The following is an 18553-nucleotide window of genomic DNA, read 5'->3' on the forward strand; positions in this document are numbered from 1 at the left end:
TGCTATTTCAGGAGCATTGCTATTTTGTCAAATGATTTTTCGCATATCCTAACGGGATAATTCTGTAAAATCACACCTCTTTTTAGGCTTTCGTCGCTCTGATTCGACAAAGTTACCAAGTGTCATCTCAATCAGTGTCTTAAACGATACTCTCGCATGATATAGCAGGGTGTCGCGAAGCTATGCAGGTTTTTTCTGCTTCGCTAAGATTACTAGCCCATCGCTTCGCCTACCGGGGACTAAATATCTTCGCTTCTTTTACGTTTCATTTCCTAGATTTTCAGTGCCGGTACGGAATGGTCACCGGCTAGCTATATGTCAAAGCATCTTCAGTCTAAACGCCAGAGACATTTCTGAATACTAAAATAGTGTTCATGTTGCGAGACTACGGTGATCTAAGGAGTGTTAATCGCTGATACGTTTCCTAATTCTACCGTCAATTTAGTTTCTAGATTGCTCAAAAAATCCATTCCATTTCTCCTATCGCTTCACTATGGGGATAGTGTCCGGTACCGGACAAATAATGGCCTGTTCCGCTTCAACTTTCAATAATGCGCAAATCACGATAAGTGAGTTCAGGTTAAGTTATTCGCATTCATGTTGCGGGACTACGGAGAAAAGCTCGCTGACGATGTGAAGCGGAGCGACTCCATTAAATTTCCTGTCATTTCACTGCGGGATGGCGTCCGGTACCGGACGAACTATGGCCTGTTCGGTTGCAATTTTTCATAATACAGACACTATGGGAAGCGAAGTCTCGTTAAATACTCTAGATTCATGTCGCGAGACTACGGAGATAGTGCCCGGTACCGGACGAACTATGGCCTGTTTGGCTTCAACTTTCCATGATACATACACATTGGTAAGTTAGTTCTGGTTAAATACTCCAAATTCATGTCGCGAGACTACGGAAATGAAGCCGCTGATCATGTTCGGAGGATTCACGTGATTCCATTCAACCTTCCTGTTGCTTTAACACGGAGATAGTGTCTGGTACCGGACGAACTATGCCTGTTCGGTTGCAATTTTTCATAATACAAAAAACGTTGGAAGTGAAGTCCGAGTTAAATACTACAAATTCATGTCGCGAAACTACGGAGATGAAGCCCCTTATGACGTGATGAGGAATCAGGCGATTTCCTTAGATTTATCTGTCGTTTAACTACGGAGATAGTGTCCGGTACCGGACGAACTATGGCCTGTTCGGTTGCAATTTTTCATAATACAAACACTATGGGAAGCGAAGTCTCGTTAAATATTCCAGATTCATGTCGCGACACTACGGAAATGAATCCGCTGATCATGTTCGGAGGATTCAGGTGATTCCATTCGACCTTCCTGTTGCTTTAACACGGAGATGGTGTCCGGTACCGGACGAACTAAGGCCTGCTCGGTTTCACCCCTGAAATAACCAGCGAGCGAAGGCTTCTGTCGGTAAAAATTTTCGCCCATTCATGGGACAAAAATCAGGACTCCATCGTCATGTTAATTGCCTTCGACGGTCCCGATTCGTCAGAGACGCTACTAAGTTTCATCCCGACCAGGGTCAGAAACAAGGCTCTCGCATGACTTTACGGCGAGTCGTAAGGCCTTTCAGTTTTTCTGCGAAAACCCGCAAGGCGCTAGGCCTATCGGGGATTAAAATTCATCATCTCACTTTCGTTCTGTTTCCTTGAAATTTAGAGTGAATACCTTACGGGTAGTGATGTCAGGATAAGTAATCCAGATTTACGTCGCGAGACTACGGAGATGATCTGGTTGATGATATGAGGGAAGAGTAACTCTATTCAAATTTCTTGTTGCTTTATTATTGGCATAGTATCCGGTATCGGAAGAGCAATGGGCTTTTAGCCTCAATCCTAAGTATGGGCACCTCTCAGAAAGTGATGGTAGGTTAGGTAAACCGTATTGATGTTGCGGTGCTACGGAGATGGATTAGCTGATGATATGGGAGGAAATTAGCCGATTCCAATTAACCTTCATGTCGCTTCACTACGGAGATAGTGTTTTGTGTTCGGCTAAACAATGTCTAGTTGGGATCTACTTTGAATATTTGAAAATCTAAGGTAAGTGAGGGATGGTTAAGAAAATTGCATTCCTGTCGGGAAACAGTAGTTGAATAGTTATTGCGTTTTTGAGAAATGGGAATATTTTTTCATGTAGTGTTACTACGGAGAAATCAAAGATGATATTTTGGTCGGTGTTGTATGTGACGCGGAGAAAGATCAATCAGACTTTCCGTATGTTTGATAAATTTTCTATCCTAGGTTTTGATCTTTCAAATCTTAGCAAATTGGGTTTTAACCGCCGTTTCTGCGGCGGTACTAAGTAATACTTCTTTAGTTCTAAAAAAGACTAAAGAAAGAAATTGTGCGAATTGTCCCAATTTTTACAATGGTTTAGGTGGAGCATTTGGTCTTTATATGTGATCTTAATACGGAATAAATGAAGTGTTACTACGGTTTTTATGGTCATAAATATCGGAAATTGTGTCCAGAAACGACGAGATTGGTGTAGTAATAATACGGAAGCTTGTGGATAACTCTGAAAATCTGTGGGTAATATCTTAATATGTATAGTGTCGGAAGGTGACACAGGTACTGGATATGGTAGTCCGGCGCGGGATTGCGGCCATCCACTTCAAACACTGAAAATTGGCATAGCGCGACGAATGAATTCTTCGAATAAGGGCACAGTAAAGGCCATATCACCGTGGGATGGACTAAATACCATGCCTTTTTTGATCAAACTCGCGCGTACCGGTCCCAAAGTATTTATCTTAACGTTGAGTTTCTCGGCAACATCAGCGGTACGGTATGGTCCTTGGCCGAGTTCCGCCATGGCGCGTAGATAGTTTTTCTCACGCGGTGTCAATCGATCAAAACGTACGCGGAAGAAGTTCTCATCCAGACGTTTGGAGACTAAGGCGCTGCTATCTTTGACGTCCCGTAATGTGATTGGTGACGAAAAAGCTTGATTCCAGGCCTGATAACCCCACTCTTGAAGAAAATATGGATAACCTTGCGTCATGCTGTAAATTTCCTGCAAGGCTTCTAGTTCGATCGATTCCCCTGCAGCGCGAATCGGCTCCTGTATAGCGATGAAGGCATCCTGTTCTGGCAACGGACCAACCTCCGGAAAACTGAATAGCCGCTCAGCATACGATTTGGATTCTCCGGCCAAGCCGGGCAAAATTGGCAGACCCGCACCAAAAAGCACCAAGGGCAGTTGCCGCTGTTGCATTTTGTGCATGGCCATAATCAAAGCGCTTAATTCGGCAGAACTGAAATACTGAATTTCGTCAATAAGTACCGCCACTGCAGACTGACGTTCTTCTGCCGCCTCCGCGACGGCCATGAACAAACTGGGAAGATCAACTTCCAGATCGCCACTGTCCGCCGACCCTGATTCGGGTTCGATATCCAGACCAATATCAAAGTCGCCAACTTTGATATTGATGGCGCCGATGAAACTTTTTAGAACGGCAATGCCGCGTTTGGCTTTATTGCCGGCGCCAGCAAGCCTGTCGAGATCAAATAGTAGGCGGCGCAAATGCGGCGCGATTAGAACAGCCAAAGGTTTTCCTTCATGCGCTTCAACTAGCAGCGTGCGATAACCCGAATCAATCGCCATACGCTCGATATCGTTTAATAGGACGGTTTTACCGACGCCTCGCAACCCCGTCAGTAATAAGCTCTTTTCCGGTCGCTTAGCACGCACTCTGCCCAGCAATACCTGGGCTTGCTCAAGAATGGTGTCCCGTCCGGCCATTTCCGGAGGTGGCGATCCTGCGCCGGGAGAAAAAGGATTTTTGATTTTATCCATAGCAAATCTGGCTGGAATGTATCGGCTTATTCATAAGTATACTGCTAATGGCGTATAAATATAAATATATTAGTATTTTCCCGGTAGGATTAGCGTGTCTGCGTATCAAGCACATTAAGGGGGCTTCAACGGTAGAGACTCTCGTAAAATCATTGGCTAAATTGGTGATCTAACGAAATACCGGTACCTGCATTTGCTCTGCAAGCTCTAGGGCGTTCTATCAGCATCTCGATAGCATATGAAGGGGGCTAAATTCTTTTTCGTATCCTTTGGTATGACCGCCAAAAAAGTTCCCCAGCTTGCAAAATGATCGACAAATACGTTGGCGCCTAGTATGGCTTCGCTACTGACAACCCCCATATACTCGACGATGGTATAGCCATCTAGATGAGATCTACTGCTACCAAGCATGGTCGCTCTCTCGAACAAAACGCCCTGTTTATCATATTCCTGAGAAAAACCCGCAGGGAAGATGCGTTTTAAAAGCATCTAGCCAGCGGGTTTTATTTTTTGTTTTGTGCACAATAGTCACCTACCTTGGAGGCTAGTAGCATGGAACCGACGAAAATCCCGCGCTTTATCGACGAACCACCGATCCTGTTGATTTGGACCGCTCACGATTTGGTGATTGTGGTGGCGATGATGTTGCTCGGCATCTTCATCGACCACTTGTTGTATTGCCTGATTGCATCCTACTTCGTGATCAAGTTCATCCGCCGCTTCACCGACAACCGGCCGAATGGTTTTCTGGTACATGCGTTTTATTGGATCGGCTTGCTGCCGACCGGCGCCATCTCGATTCCCAATCCCTACATCCGGCGGTTTTACCAATGAAGCTGAACGTGTTCTTAGAGTCCTGGGGTTTTGTGCAGGCCGAAAACCGGTTGCACCGGTACCTGCTGATCGGGTTACTGGTCACCAATGTGGTCACGGCGTTTGCCGCGCTCCGAACCGAACGGACGGTCATCATGATTCCGCCCAATCTGACCGAGAAAGTGGAAATTTCCAGGCAGGATGCCTCCGCCAAGACCTATCAAGCTTGGGGGTTGTTCCTGGCGCAATTGCTCGGCAACGTCACGCCGAACACCCTGGATTTCGTGGCCGATTCGGTCTCGCCGCTGTTGTCGTCGCAGATTCATCGAGAAACCGTGAACGCGATGCACGACCAAATCAATGCGTTGAAGATCGACAAAATCTCGACCACGTTCACGCCGAATCAAGTCTATTACGAACAGGACACCCACAAGGTGTTCGTGACCGGTCAATTGACGACCAAAGGCCCTAACGACAAACCGGAAGCCGCCTACCGCACCTACGAATTTCAGATCGCCATCGTCAATTACAACCCGGTGGTCACCGACCTGAATGTGTATCAGGGGGAGCCTAAGACAAAAGAGTATTTAGAAATGCAAAAACAAATGGAGGCCTCGACGAATGCCAATCCGTAACTTCGTACTGATGATGGGCCTGATGGGACTGAGCTGCGGTGCCGCGGTTGCGGAGGACTCAGCGGTGGCGTTGCCTCCCGTGCCGGCCAGCGTCTTAAAGACCGGTTCGGCCCCGGAGCCTACGACCGGCGGCGGCATCACCCCGCAAACCATCAAGGTCTCGCCGGGCATCAATGAAATTGTGACGGTGGCGCAAAACCATCTGAACCGAATCGTGACCCCGTTTCCCAGTCCGCGGGTCAGAACGGTCAGCCGGGCCGAAACCCAAGTGGAAGGCAATGTGGTGTACGTCGCCAGCAATAGCGAGGATCCGGTGACGCTGTACATTACGCCCGGCGAAAACGAAGCGCTCGCCATTTCCCTGACTTTGGCGCCCAAACTCATCCCGCCCCGAGAGATACGCCTGGAATTGGCCGGCGTCGAGTATTCGCGCCTAGCTCAGTCGCAACCGGCGTCTAAAAAAGCCGGCGATAGCGACGATACCGTGCAGCAAGAACATGTCGCCCAGCTCAAAACCACGCTGCGCGAACTGGCATTGATGCAAAGTCCCAGCGGGTTCAGCGCCCGGCCGGTGACGGCCAACGAAACGGTCTATTGCGACCAAGCCGGGATTCAAACCACGGTGGGCCAAGCCTTCGACGGACGCCATACCACGATCCTGGTTGCGAAGACCGTGAATACCACGCCGCAACGGGTCGAGCTCGATGAGCGCGCGTGCGTCGGCCAAGGGGCCGGGGTCAGCGACGTGGTGGCGGTGGCCGCCTGGCCGGAGGTGTGGTTGGAGCCCGGACAATCGACCGAGTTGTTTGTGGTGATGAAGCAGCGCGGCATCACCGACGAGCAAATTAGACCGTCGCTACTGCATTAAGGGCTCGCTATGAAACACGCGATACTCGAAAAATGGGACGCTCTGAATCCGGCTCATCAACGGATGATCGTCGTCACGGGGATTCTGGTGACGCTGATGGTGGTGATCAGTGGGCTATTAGGGGATGCGCCGCCGCCCACATCAAGCAGCGCCAAGAAGGACATCGCCCGGCATATTTTCACGGATTCGGACCCCCGGTCCTTGGGTATCGACGGCTTGGGGGCGCAGATTCGGCAATTGCAATCCGAACAACATACGCTACGCGGCTTGTTGGAGAGTGTCGCTACCCAAAACCAACAGTACCAAGCCTCCGATCAGCAACGGATCAAACAGTTGGCCGACCAAACCGGTCAAACCGCGCAAACCCAGATCGAAGCCTTGAAGGCCGAAGTCGAGCGCTTGAAAACCGAAGGCCAAGCCGAACCGTCAAGCTCGCAAGCCGTGTTGCCGCCCGAATCGCCGGCAAAACCGCATCCGGTCAAAGAGCGGGTTAGCCAGGCCGACGCCTTGTTCAATCCGCGGGTTTATCAGGATCCGACGGCGATGCCCGCCGATCCGGTCCCCGCCAATCCGGTCAAGGATGCCGATCGCAATGCCTTGCAAATCCGGGTGATTAAGCAAACCCCCGCTACCGAGGCGGAGGCCAAGAAAAAAACCGAGGTCGCCGACACCAAAAAAGCCGAACAAGAGAGTGTGCAGATACCGGCGGGCAGTATTTTATCCGGCAATCTACTCAACGGAATGGATGCACCGACCGGCAGCAGCGCTCAGAAGAACCCCTTTCCGGTCTTGGTTCGGCTGAAAACCGACGCCATTTTGCCGAACCGCTATACCGCCGATGTCAAGGAATGCTTCGTGGTGTCCTCCGGTTACGGTGATCTCAGTTCCGAACGGGCCTATATCCGCGCCGAGTCCATTTCGTGCGTCCGCCAAGACGGCGGCGTCATCGAAGTCCCGCTGGATGCTTACGCGGTCGGCGAAGACGGCAAGGTCGGCATACGCGGCCGCTTCGTCAGCAAACAGGGCGCTTTGCTGCGCAATGCGTTGCTGGCAGGCTTTCTGCGTGGTTTTTCCGACATGTTCGGCCGCACCCAAACCCAGGTGTTGGCCCTGGCGGGGCCGGCCGGGGTGGCCACTACCCCGTTCCAACGCTCCTTCAGCCAGGATTCGATGGAGGGCGGGGCTCTACGCGGGACGGGCTACGCGATGGAGCGTTTGGCCAATTATTACATCGATTATGCCGAGAACCTGTTCCCGGTGATCGAAATCGACAACACCCGCAAAATCAATCTGGTGGTGCAACGCGGTACCAAACTGCGATTGCTCGAAAAAGGTTAGTCATACAGGTATCTATCAATGGAGCGTCCATGAAACTTCTACCGGCCATTTTATTGTTGGCGTCCAGCGTGAGCTATGCGGATCCCGCCACCCAAAACCCGCCCGCCCGGTCGACGACGACCGAAGCGGCGTTATTTGCCAAAGGCGAGATTACCGCGATGAAGGCCTTACCGATTGATGCCTTCAATATGGTGGAAGCGAACGGCGATCCTCGGGATGTGCGTTCAGCAAAACTACGCCTATTGCTGCTTCAACTCGCCGCTGGCCCGCATCCTCCAGGAACAGATTCGCCCGCAATTGGGGATGAGTTTCGGCGATCCCAAGACGCCGCAGTGCGAAGGCATTCCGATCGGCAAACTGCAACAGGTTAACTGGAGCCAGGTTAACTTGAACGAATGGATCCATATCCTGACCAGTACCGGCCGACTGCCGTCGACCCAGACGCCGGACAAATTGACGTTAGACGTGCTGACCGGTACCGGTTCGGATTTGAACTACAACGGCGATCGGACTAACAGCCGGGACCGCAACGTGTTGCGGTTAAAGAATATCGATATGAATCAGACCCGCAAAGACGCCGAACAACAAGGCTGGTCGATCGGACCGGTCCCCACTTCACCCAACCCTTAAGGAAAAGAGCCATGCCCCGACGTTGCCAGTACCCGTTAGCGATCGCCATCGCCTTCGCCCTCAACGCTTGCGCCCCGGTCGCCCGCCCGCTCAACGTGCCGGCCGCGCAACAAAGAGTATTGCCGGCCGATGAAGCCCACCAAATCTCGTTTTTGCTACGGGACCTACTTGGTAGCCGAAGTAAACGGCAAGATTTGCAGGACTTGATGTATCAAGAAGTCAATGCCAAACGGATCAAGGCAAAAAATGCCGGTGTGGCCGCAAAGCCGGCCGGTTCGAGCGATACGATCCGTAATCTGGCCGAGGATGCCAGCTTTGTCGGGGCGGTGGCGACCGGAGCGCCGCTCGCCCCGGCTGGGATGGACGTGGCGACCGGCATCGGGATGGCCGGATTGGCGCTGAGTTTTTTAACGCCGTCCGAGAAGCCGGCCGATCTTTATCAGGTGTACGGTCGGCTGTACATGGATCAAAGCTATGCCAATGCGCTGAGTATTCCGGTGACGGCCCGGCTGGATATGCTGCGCCGCTTCGAATCCGCTGTCCAGCAAGCCGGCTTGACCGCGACTTGCCTGGATCACTGCGGCGACGACCAAAGCGTCCGCTGGCGGGTGTATAGCCTGGCCGGCGGCGGCGAACCCTTGTGGGCGATCTTGCGGCTGGCCGATACCGAGCCGGCGCCGCGCGATCCGGTGCGGGATGCGCTTTTAGGGTATCCGGCCATATTGCAGAGTGCCACCGATAAAGACGATAACCAGGGCACCGCCCATAGCTTGGTGATCCGCCGGGCGCCGCCGGTGCCGGCCACTTTCGATCCTACCCGGCAATTTGAGGATGCCGAACACACCGCCTGGGACAACCCCAAGGCTCGCCAAGTGCTGCGGCACATGACGGCCGACGGCCATTGGCTGTTCGCCTGGAATCTGACGGATGGGCAACACTTGGCGGCCTGGAAAGGGCGCTTATTTGCGATCTCCCAGCCCAGTTATTGGGTGGATATTCGTAATGCCATCGACTATGAAATTCTGGAGTAAAGACCATGAGCCAACACGATACGACCGTCAACGGGTTGCTGGACATCATTCAAAGCAACACGGCTGTCATGCGCAAGACCCAACGAATCAATACCGCGTTTAAAACGCTCTCGCTGTTGACGGTCTTGGGGTTTTTGGGCTTGTCGATCTATTCGAACTGGCAGACGTTGGTTAGCCGAAACGATCCGCATGTCGCGATGGTACGGATCAGCGGCGAAATCGCCCCGGATAGCCTCACCAATGCCGATAGCGTGATCGACAGTTTGCGCACGGCGTTTGCGCAGGCGCAATCCAAGGCGGTGATGCTGGAAATCAATAGTCCCGGCGGCACCCCGGTGCAGGCCGGCCAGATCTTCGATGAAGTGTTACGGCTCAAAACCAAGTATCCGGACAAAAAGGTGGTGTCCGTCATCAGCGATTTAGGCGCCTCCGGCGGCTATTACGTGGCGGTGGCCGGTGACGAAATTTATGCCAACCGGGCCAGTATGGTGGGATCGATCGGGGTACGGATGGACTCGTTCGGTTTTACCGGCATCATGCAAAAACTGGGCGTGGAGCGGCGTTTGTACACCGCCGGCAAATTTAAAGGCTTCGCCGATATGTTTTCCGAGCCGGAGCCCGAAGCGGTCGAGCAGATCAAGACCTTGTTGTCGCACGTACACGACCAATTCATCGCCGTGGTGAAGACCCACCGCGGCCAACGCCTGAAAGACGATCCGAATTTGTTTTCCGGAATGGTCTGGAGCGGCGAGGATGCGCTCGCGCTTGGTTTGATCGACGGCATGGGCGATCGGCGCAGCGTGGCCGAGCAAACCCTGAAACTCGAAAAAATCGTCGATTACACCCAGCAAGAAGACCTTCTGACCCGGTGGGGTCGAGCGCGGGCGTCGCTCAGTGCGCTGGTTTCCGCCCTGACCAGTTTGGGTGCGTTGCTGGGTTCGGCGACGCTGAGTTAGTCGACGGCGGTTTGTCTAAATGTTACGCAGCGGGCTAACTGTTTGAATTGGTAGATCGATCGAGGGCTTTTCGCCCATTTGTCACAAACTTGTCCACAGATTTTGTGGATAAGTCGGTGACCTGGGCGATCAGTTGATGTGGGTTTTGGTTTTCTCCGTCATGACGTCGAACGCGTCCGGGGCGCGTAACGTCAGGCGGCTAACGCCGTTTCGAAGCAGTTCGTCTCGCCATTCGAGGAGCTTCTCGGCTTGTTTGAACAGGCGGCGCTCTTCGAAGGCTTCGTTCTCGGCATCGGGCATGTCGTGAGGGGGCGGGCCTAATTCGGCGTCGACATCTCTAACGGCTAAAGCGTGGGCGAGTTGCAACCAGAATTGATCTTCGCCGAGCGATTCGCGGAAGGTTTGGTAAATGGGTTTGGACTCGAAGGTGTCGGAGATCAGGCGTTGGGGGAATCCTGGCAGATCGACGACTGAATGCCCGCAGTCCAGGAGGTCGGCGTAGCTCAACAGCTTCTCGATCAGCGCGCGATAGGGGGCGGTGTGTTTGACTTGTTTGTGTTCGGCGCTACGGACGGATTTATCGGCCAGGTAGAGAAATTCCAGGAGCAGTAAATATTCGTCTTGCGACAAGCGGATGTCGGCGTATTCAGTCATGAATGATACTCGCGTAAGGCGTTAAAAACGGGGGTCGGGACTCGTGCCGGGGGCTTTGAAGAGCGCCTGGCCGGCGGGTTTAACCAAAAAATCGGGACATTGGAATCATGTTTGAACGTTTACTCACAGTGTGTTGCCTATTGCTGCTGCCTTGCGCGGCCTTGTCCGATCAGGGGGAGCCGTCTTTTTTTCTGGATAAACAACGCGGGTGGTTCTGGCGGGAGCTGTCCCCGGACCCTAGTATAGAACAAACGCCCAGTCCGTCCGAGACAGAGGAAAAAATTTCATCGAATCCTCAGAAACAGGAGATGCCACCTCCCGAGCCTGTGCAGCCGCCGGCGTATCTCTCGGCCGAATGGTTTCGGAAGAATCTTGAGCACTACAAGGACGCCGCCATCGACAGCCCGACCGAGCAGAACGTCTCGGCGTACTACTACTTGCAACGGGTGATGATGGATAAGGCCCAGCGCTTTGCCAACGTGGCGCAACGGGTGGTGATGGCCGATCCGCGATTGGACGAGAACAACCGCCGGCCGCTGGCCACCTTTGCCTCCAATGCCGCCAATCAACGGGCCACCCAGGCCAACGAGCAGGCCATGTCCACCATCGCCAAACAAGCCGGATTGTTGTTTTTCTTTCGTTCGGATTGCCACTTTTGCGAGGCGCAAGCGCCGTTGTTAAGCGTATTGGAGCAACGCTTCGGTTTCAAAGTGTACCCGGTGTCCTTGGACGGCAAGCCGATGCCCTCGGGCTTTTATAAACAATTTCGGACCGATACCGGCCAAGCCCAGGCCCTGGGGGTGATCTCCACGCCGGCCCTGTTCTTGATGAAACCGCCCAACGAGATCTTGCCCGTGGCGCAAGGGGTGGTCTCGCTGGACGACTTGACCTCGCGGGTGTTGCTATCGGCCAAACACGCCGGCTGGATTTCCGAGCCACTGTTCAACACGGCGCGCGGGGTGACCGATTCCTCGTTTCTGCTGCCGGAGGACGGGGTCTTGACCGAACCCGTCATGAATGACGCCGGCCGCCTGGTAGAGGCGTTGCGTCGGCAACCCTTGCGACCTTAATCGTCTTTTACACTTTGCCATCTGGGAGCGGATATGAGGCACTCGAATACATTTGGGATTTTTGTTCTGGTCTGGCTGTTGGTACTGCCGGCCAGTGTCTTTGCCGATTTGCAACAGGAAATGGACGCGATGTTTGGGACGATGACCAACGTCACCACGCCAACCGCACACCTCGGGCAGCGACGCGGCGTCATTACCGGCGGCTCGGTCGTCTCGCGCAACAAGATCGTGGAAACCAATCTGGTGTCCTTCATGCCGCCATCGTTTAGCGCCGGTTGCGGCGGGATCGATTTATTCGGTGGCAGCTTTTCGTTTATCAACAAGGACCAATTCATCACTCTGATGCGGTCGGTCGCAGCCAATGCCACCGGCTACGCCTTCCAGCTGGCCATCGATTCAATGTGTAACCAGTGCGGGGTGTTGATGTCCGGCTTGCAAAAGCGGATTCAAGATCTCAATCAGATGTTCTCGAATTCCTGCCAATTGGCGCAAGGGATCGTCAACGATGCCACCAGCTTGTTGCCGGCGTCGGCGACCGAGAAAATGCAAAAGTCGGAAATCTCGTTTTCAAAAGGGATTACCGACGTGTTCGGCGCGCTGACCAATACCAGTACCCAGGGCGACCCGACGCAGCAAGTGAAAAACAACGCTGCAACCGAAATGAAGACCATCATTCAGGGTAATTTGGTCTGGCGAGCGCTCAACGAAAAAGGTGCCAAAAACTGGTTTCAGTTCGGCGGCGTCGACTTGCTGCAAGCGATGATGAGCATCAGCGGCACGGTCATCGTCAACGAACCGACTTCAGCCCCGGATGGCCACGGCGAGACCAATCCGGTCGAAACGCTGAACGGCATTATCGGCATTAAAGAACTGCTCAACGGCTCGGGCAGCGGCAGTTATAACCAAGTCAAAATGTATTCGTGCGACACCACCGAAGCGGACGGCTGTTTAAATCCGACTATCAAGGATACGACCCTCGTCGGTTTACGCAAACGCGTGACTGACTTATTGATCGGCAATAGCGTCAAACCGGGTCTGGTCTACAAATTCGGCACAAATACCGGCGATCTGAGCGCGGATGAGAAGGCGTTTATGGAGCTGGTACCGGGCGCCGTGGCCGCGATGATCCGCAACATGGCTCGCCAGGATTACGGTATGGCCCGGCTATTCGCCGAAGACGCGGCGCCGGCGATCGCGCTGGAGCTGGCGCAAGCGATGATTCAAAACTTATACGACGCCGCCCGCTATGCCGCCTCCTTACAAGACAGCGCCTACGCCGCCAAATTGGCCGACACCCTCAGCGTGTCCCGGCAACAAATCGAGGCCGATTCCACCGAGCTAGCGATGCGCCACGGCAATATCAAGGCGGTGCTCGAGTTCTACGCGAGCATCATGAAAGCCACCCAAACCCGCAATTACGCGGAATTCGAACAAACCAGCGCATCCGCCGCCCAGTATCCCACCCATGAGGAGACCAAATGAGCTACGAAATCTTTTCCATCGGGGATTCCCAGTTTCTGGCTGCGATCCTCAATGCGATCGCGATGATCGCCCAAACCGACCATTACAAGGCGGCGGCGTCGGTCGGCGCCTCGCTGGGGGTGATGCTGGTGATGTTGCGGGGTCTGACCCAATTCAATGCCAGCGGCATTCGCTATCAGGACGTGTTCGCGTCGATGTTGATTTATACCGCCTTGTTTGCGCCGGGGGTGCAGGTCAAAGTGGAAGACGCCTATTCCGGCAATGTGGTGGTGGTCAATAACGTGCCGTTTGGGCCGGCGGTCGCCGGTTCGATCATGTCCAATATGGGTTACCGGCTGACACGCTTGTTCGAACAGGCGTTCGCGGTCCCCAGCATGACCGAACACGGTTTTGCCGATCCCTTAAACACCTTGATCGCGGTCCGAAAAAATTTGTTGTCGCGGATTACCTTGGGCAAAGCCAATTCGCCAACGGCCCAAGTCGATCTGGAAGCCTCGTTCGTCAATTACATCAAGGAATGCACGATAACCGGCGTGGATCTGAACTTGAACACGATGGATGCGATTATGCGCACCTCGAATGTGATGACGGCGATCCGCTTTAACTCCAAAATCTACACCACCGAGATTTATCTGGGGTCGGGTCCGCAGATTTTGACCTGTACCGATGCCTATGTGGCCCTGGACGATTACGTGACCAAGTATGCCATCACCGGTCTGGAGGATTTGCTGCAACGAACCTTGAACCTCAATCGCCCGGAGGATGTCAGCACCCGGATTAGCGATGCCTTATCGGCCTTATCCAATAGCACCATCAGCGCCAACGACTACATGTTGTCCAGCTTGGTCGTGCCGATGTTCGAAAAAGGCATCGTCGGCCGCTACGAAGATGGCCTGAAGTGGAACAAGGCGGCGATGGTCCATCAATCGATCCAGCAGCGCAATATGCAGTGGGCGGCGGAACAAACGCTGTTTACCCGGATCGTCCGGCCAATGATGACCTGGATCGAGGGTTTGAGCTACGCCATTACCCCGTTGATGGTGTTCGCGGTGATGTTGGGGTCGGCCGGTATTTCGATGGTCGGCCAGTATTTCAAAATGCTGTTGTGGATCCAGTTGTGGATGCCGATCATGGCGGTCATAAATTTGTACATCAACATGTCGGCGCTGGGCAAACTGGATGCGCTGGATGCGCAAGGCTTCAACATTCCCTCGATCGAAGGGATCTACCAGATGGACATGGTGCTGCAGGATTGGGTGGCGATCGGCGGCATGCTGGCGTCGTCGACGCCGGCGATCGCCTTGATGCTGGTCTACGGCGGTTCGGTGACCGCCACCCACTTCATGGGCCGCATGCAGAGCGGCGATTATATAGACGAGCGTGCAGGCTCGCCGGCGGTGTTGGCGACGGCCCCGGTGTTTGCCAATCAGTCGGCCTATACCCATGCGCCCTTGAGAGGGACTCATCAAACCGGTGCCGAGAGCGTATTGCCTACCTTTAATGTCGGACGCGACGTGTCCGAAGCGGTCTCGTCCTCGTCGAACTGGATGCGCCAGGCCGGCACGCAATTCATGAGCTCGCTGGCGAATTCGGCGGGTAATAGTTTTGCATCGAATCGAGACGCCTCGACCGGCTCCAGTTACTCACAGCGGCTCAATAGCAGCTCGTCCGAAACCGACAAGTTGATGCGCAGCGAAGCGTCTGGGTACGCACAACGCTATAGCGATACCGATATCACCTCGGATCAATTTGCGTCAGTGCTGTCCGGCGGCCTGGCCGCCGGCGACAGTTGGTTCCCCCGAAAAGACGAAGAGAGCGGGGAGAGCGAGAGCGGTGGACGTTCCAATCGAAATGGCCAACAAACCCGGAAAGACCGGCTTAGGGGCGATATCAGCGACCGGTTGCAAAGTCAGTTTGGGCTCAATAGCTCACGTTCCAACGAAATCGCTAACGATATGGCCACGCGCTTGACCGACGATGCCGGGTTTCAAACCGACTTGGCCCGCAGCGTGGCATCCGATGCACAATCTGGGACTCGCGAAGTCGTGTCGCTCGGCCTTAACCACCAAACCCTGCAAAGTTTGCAATCATCAGCGAACGACGTGCTGTCCGCGTCGGAAGCCTATAGCGCTACCCAGTCGATGCAAAGCCGCCTCGGCACGAACGCCCAATTCGGCGCGCTGGAATCCGGACACGAGATCAGTAGCCACCCCGGTTTAATGAGCCGACTGAATAATGAATTATTGCGTTTTGGTTTAAGCGGCGACGCGCAAAGCCTGGCTGGCGAATGGCGCCAGTCGGGCTTGATCGCCGATAAAGATCAAGCTTACGCGGCGGCCGGCCTGTCATTACTGACCGGACATTCGCCGGCCAGATTCCGGAACATGAATCGAGCCGAAGCGGGACAAGCCAAAGCGTCCGGATTTGAATTGCTGGGCGATGCGTTCGCGGCGAAAACCGGTCAAATGGCCGATCCTCACAAGAATGCCGGTCTTCGAACCGAAACTCCAGCCTATGGCTCTGCACAGGCGCAATTTGATCGCGCCGGCGTGGTCGACCCGCGGGGAGCAGCCGGCAATTTGCCAGGGCACGTCAATGCGCGGATGGGCGAAATTGGCAGTGAAGTGAGCGCCGGCGATGCGAAAGTCGGCGATTTTCATAATAAAGAGACAAGAGAATTAAACGCGGGTACCCAATTTGAATTTTCAGAAATGGCGGGGGCTAAGGCTGACTATTTTGCCCGAGAGATAGCCCATCTGGCCAGAGGTGAAAAATCGGTGGGTGAGATGAATTACGATTTTGCGGCGGGGGCGCTTTATAGTTCGAGACTTCAAATCGAAGCATTGGGAAGCGAGGCCTATGGTACTGCTGGCGCATTTTTCGATTCGATGTCCAATCATCTTGCGGAGGGCGATGGATATGCGGCTGCGGCTCAAAAAGCTTTTAATGAAGCCGGCGAGGGAGGCGAACAAGCTGTTAAAGCCTGGCGAGACCTCAAGGGAAATGAGGTCGCTCACCACCTGACGCCCAGCCAACTAGAGTATTACACAGCGGCTCTCACGGAAACCGGAATGGGCCTAAGACCCGCTGATTTCGGTATTGGTGATGGTGCAGGAACTGCGATGGCGAGAGAAAAACTACTGACCGAGCATGGCCCGGACTTAGGTGGTGATATCGCTGAATTGCTCAATCGTGCTGCGACACAAAACAGGCCGGATTTGGCTCATTCGATCGGCAACTACAACGACGCGGTAAAAAAAAACAGTAGCGCCGGCTCAGTAGAGACGCCAAAGACGTTACAGCCGCTATTCGAGCAAGTGGAAAGCCGATACGGGTTGCCTGACGGGATTTTAAGCCGGATGGCGGCTGCTGAATCGGCGTTCAATAGTCATGCGCTTTCGCCGAAGGGCGCACAAGGCATGATGCAGCTGATGCCGGATACGGCGGCACGGTTTGGGGTTAAAGATCCTGAGGATCCGGCGCAAGCGATCGATGGAGCCGGTCAGTATATGCGTTTCTTGCTGGATCGATATGACGGGAGTTTAGAATATGCGGTGGCGGCGTATAACGCTGGCGAGGGTAGTGTTGATAAACACAATGGCGTACCCCCGTTTAAAGAAACGCAAGAGTATGTCAGAAAAGTATTAGGGATGTCGTAATGAAATTAGATGCTTATATAAACCATAGAATTTAACTATGGTAAGCAACCATCAAGAACAAACAAGCGAAAAAAAGAAAAACACGGAAAAGCAAGCCTAACAAAGTCATCGGCTTTTTTTCTTCCCTGAATACTCGAACAGTCCCGCCGCACAGCTTACAAACTGAATGCATGGCCACGCCGTATGAAAAATAAACATACGGGACAATTCGGCGTTGGCAATGCGGACATGCGATGCGCCCGTCATCAATTTGTGACGGGCGTTTCGGTCGATATGTATTCTGAGTGTTGAGTCTAATCATGGTCAGGCAAATAGAGTTTCGTGATGCTAGGGAACAATAGGCTTAACAGCTGAATTCATGTGAGACATTATTTTACTCGCCTAGTATCTATTCTCAACTTCTTTTCACAGAAATGCGCTGCCTGACAGGCTTAGAAGTTTTTCTACTAAGCCGCCTGCGCGGCGGCCAAGATCAACCCCTTTACGATAAAAAAATTCGCTCGCGAATTTAGCGGCGACGCCTATTACCAACGAACCATAACAGGCCGCCACCCATCAGCCAGGCAGCGCTCGGTACAGGCACGGCGGACACTTGACCGGGACTGACGGCCCATGCATAGTTCTGATTGAGCTTATCGTAGTGGTTCGGGAAGCCAAGCTGAGTAACGAAGATCCACGCTTCAGTGAAGTTTTGCGCGTAATCCGTATCCGAAAAGTATGCATACGCTTGCTCGTTGATGAAATGGGTCGTATTGGGTATGCCGCCACCTACAGTGCCGTTCAGTTCGGTGTAGAACAATCGGCCAAGCTCGTTGATAGTCGGCAAGCGCCATTGGTTGCTGCCGCCGTAGGTGATGCTGTTCAAGTAGCCTACAAACGCTTTTGCACCAAACCAGCTAACTTTGCCGTTCGCGTAAAAGTCTGAAGCCGTCACGGTGTAGTGCCCACTATTTGCCGGGGTATCGTGAGCATTCGCCAAATCATTGACGGCCGGGCTGGCAGCGATAATGGCATTGACAGCGTTGCTGAAGCCCAGCGAAGTTTCCAGCGTACCCAACAGGTTGGCGTCTTGCGTCCAGGTCACGTTGTTTTCACTGCTGTAGACCAATCCAGCGCCTTCGGCACCTGTGTAGTTGGATAAACTCGCTGGTGTGGCCAAGCTGTGGCCCAGTAATCCCAATGTGGTGGCTATCGTTAGATATTTATTCGGCATAATCATTCCGTCAGTGAAAATGGAAGCCCCGGAGCAGACCTTAAAATTCCCGGCGGTATACCTCAAACTCTAATGAAAGCCTGAAAAAAGTCAAACGCTAAAGGTCTGCTTTTCATAGGCTTGACGCTCCGTGTCTGCTTCTATTTGCCGTACCTCGGCGCGAATAATCCCGCAAGTGAATTTTCTGCAGTCCAGCCAGGAAATCACGGTCTTTGCGGGCTTCCCGGTCTTGATCAAAGTCATCAACCAGCCCAAGCAACCAATCGGCGGACACGGCATAGGTTTCGGCAGCGGCTTTTAGGGCTCTTATAGACAATGGAAAAAGCCGGCTTCTTTCGCGTCGGCTAAAGCCTGGGATGAATTACCAATCAGCATCGCG

General features: G+C 53.4%; 13 protein-coding genes. 10 read left to right on the plus strand and 3 right to left on the minus strand.

Features of this window, described 5'->3' with window-relative positions; all coding sequences use genetic code 11:
• Positions 1 to 2640: 2640 nt before the first annotated feature.
• Complete coding sequence (locus tag ACQE3D_RS24630; RefSeq protein WP_427551826.1) at positions 2641 to 3825, minus strand: AAA family ATPase; 1185 nt, start codon at positions 3823 to 3825, stop codon at positions 2641 to 2643.
• A 552-nt stretch (positions 3826 to 4377) separates the two neighbouring features.
• On the opposite strand from ACQE3D_RS24630, the gene traL reads away from it, so the two are divergent.
• From traL to ACQE3D_RS24665, 7 genes are all read left to right on the plus strand, one after another.
• Positions 4378 to 4659 (plus strand): type IV conjugative transfer system protein TraL, encoded by a 282-nt coding sequence (gene traL / locus ACQE3D_RS24635; RefSeq protein WP_427501818.1) that lies wholly within the window; start codon positions 4378 to 4380, stop codon positions 4657 to 4659.
• Positions 4656 to 5273, plus strand: coding sequence for a TraE/TraK family type IV conjugative transfer system protein (locus tag ACQE3D_RS24640; protein ID WP_427551827.1), 618 nt, complete (start codon positions 4656 to 4658; stop codon positions 5271 to 5273). Before traL ends, ACQE3D_RS24640 begins: the two co-directional genes overlap by 4 nt.
• Positions 5260 to 6141, plus strand: a complete 882-nt coding sequence (locus tag ACQE3D_RS24645; RefSeq protein WP_427551828.1) for a TraK protein — start codon at positions 5260 to 5262, stop codon at positions 6139 to 6141. Before ACQE3D_RS24640 ends, ACQE3D_RS24645 begins: the two co-directional genes overlap by 14 nt.
• Before the next feature lie 9 nt (positions 6142 to 6150).
• Positions 6151 to 7479, plus strand: a complete 1329-nt coding sequence (locus tag ACQE3D_RS24650; protein ID WP_427551829.1) for a TrbI/VirB10 family protein — start codon at positions 6151 to 6153, stop codon at positions 7477 to 7479.
• A gap of 177 nt (positions 7480 to 7656) precedes the next feature.
• Positions 7657 to 8109, plus strand: coding sequence for a conjugal transfer protein TraN (traN, locus tag ACQE3D_RS24655; RefSeq protein ID WP_427551830.1), 453 nt, complete (start codon positions 7657 to 7659; stop codon positions 8107 to 8109).
• A gap of 11 nt (positions 8110 to 8120) precedes the next feature.
• Entirely contained in the window at positions 8121 to 9140 is a 1020-nt protein-coding gene (locus ACQE3D_RS24660) for a hypothetical protein (RefSeq protein WP_427551831.1), read from the plus strand.
• A 5-nt stretch (positions 9141 to 9145) separates the two neighbouring features.
• On the plus strand, positions 9146 to 10096 hold the full coding sequence (locus ACQE3D_RS24665) for a S49 family peptidase (protein ID WP_427551832.1): 951 nt from the start codon (positions 9146 to 9148) through the stop codon (positions 10094 to 10096).
• A 129-nt stretch (positions 10097 to 10225) separates the two neighbouring features.
• On the opposite strand, the gene ACQE3D_RS24670 is transcribed toward ACQE3D_RS24665, so the two are convergent.
• A complete protein-coding gene (locus tag ACQE3D_RS24670; RefSeq protein ID WP_427551833.1) occupies positions 10226 to 10750 on the minus strand; it encodes a hypothetical protein in 525 nt (174 codons plus the stop codon).
• A gap of 107 nt (positions 10751 to 10857) precedes the next feature.
• On the opposite strand from ACQE3D_RS24670, the gene traF reads away from it, so the two are divergent.
• Genes traF through ACQE3D_RS24685 form a run of 3 tightly spaced genes read left to right on the plus strand, consistent with a single transcriptional unit; the run spans position 10858 to position 16961 of the window.
• A complete protein-coding gene (gene traF, locus ACQE3D_RS24675) occupies positions 10858 to 11820 on the plus strand; it encodes a conjugal transfer protein TraF (RefSeq protein WP_427551834.1) in 963 nt (320 codons plus the stop codon).
• A 33-nt stretch (positions 11821 to 11853) separates the two neighbouring features.
• Entirely contained in the window at positions 11854 to 13302 is a 1449-nt protein-coding gene (locus tag ACQE3D_RS24680) for a conjugal transfer protein TraH (RefSeq protein WP_427551835.1), read from the plus strand.
• Positions 13299 to 16961 (plus strand): conjugal transfer protein TraG N-terminal domain-containing protein, encoded by a 3663-nt coding sequence (locus tag ACQE3D_RS24685; RefSeq protein WP_427551836.1) that lies wholly within the window; start codon positions 13299 to 13301, stop codon positions 16959 to 16961. The genes ACQE3D_RS24680 and ACQE3D_RS24685 overlap by 4 nt, the downstream gene beginning before the upstream one ends.
• A 508-nt stretch (positions 16962 to 17469) precedes the next feature.
• Here ACQE3D_RS24685 and ACQE3D_RS24690 read toward each other — a convergent pair.
• Complete coding sequence (locus tag ACQE3D_RS24690) at positions 17470 to 18174, minus strand: DUF1566 domain-containing protein (protein WP_427551837.1); 705 nt, start codon at positions 18172 to 18174, stop codon at positions 17470 to 17472.
• Positions 18175 to 18553: the final 379 nt, after the last annotated feature.

Source organism: Methylomonas sp. MS20 (assembly GCF_050275925.1).
Taxonomy (GTDB): domain Bacteria; phylum Pseudomonadota; class Gammaproteobacteria; order Methylococcales; family Methylomonadaceae; genus Methylomonas; species Methylomonas koyamae_A.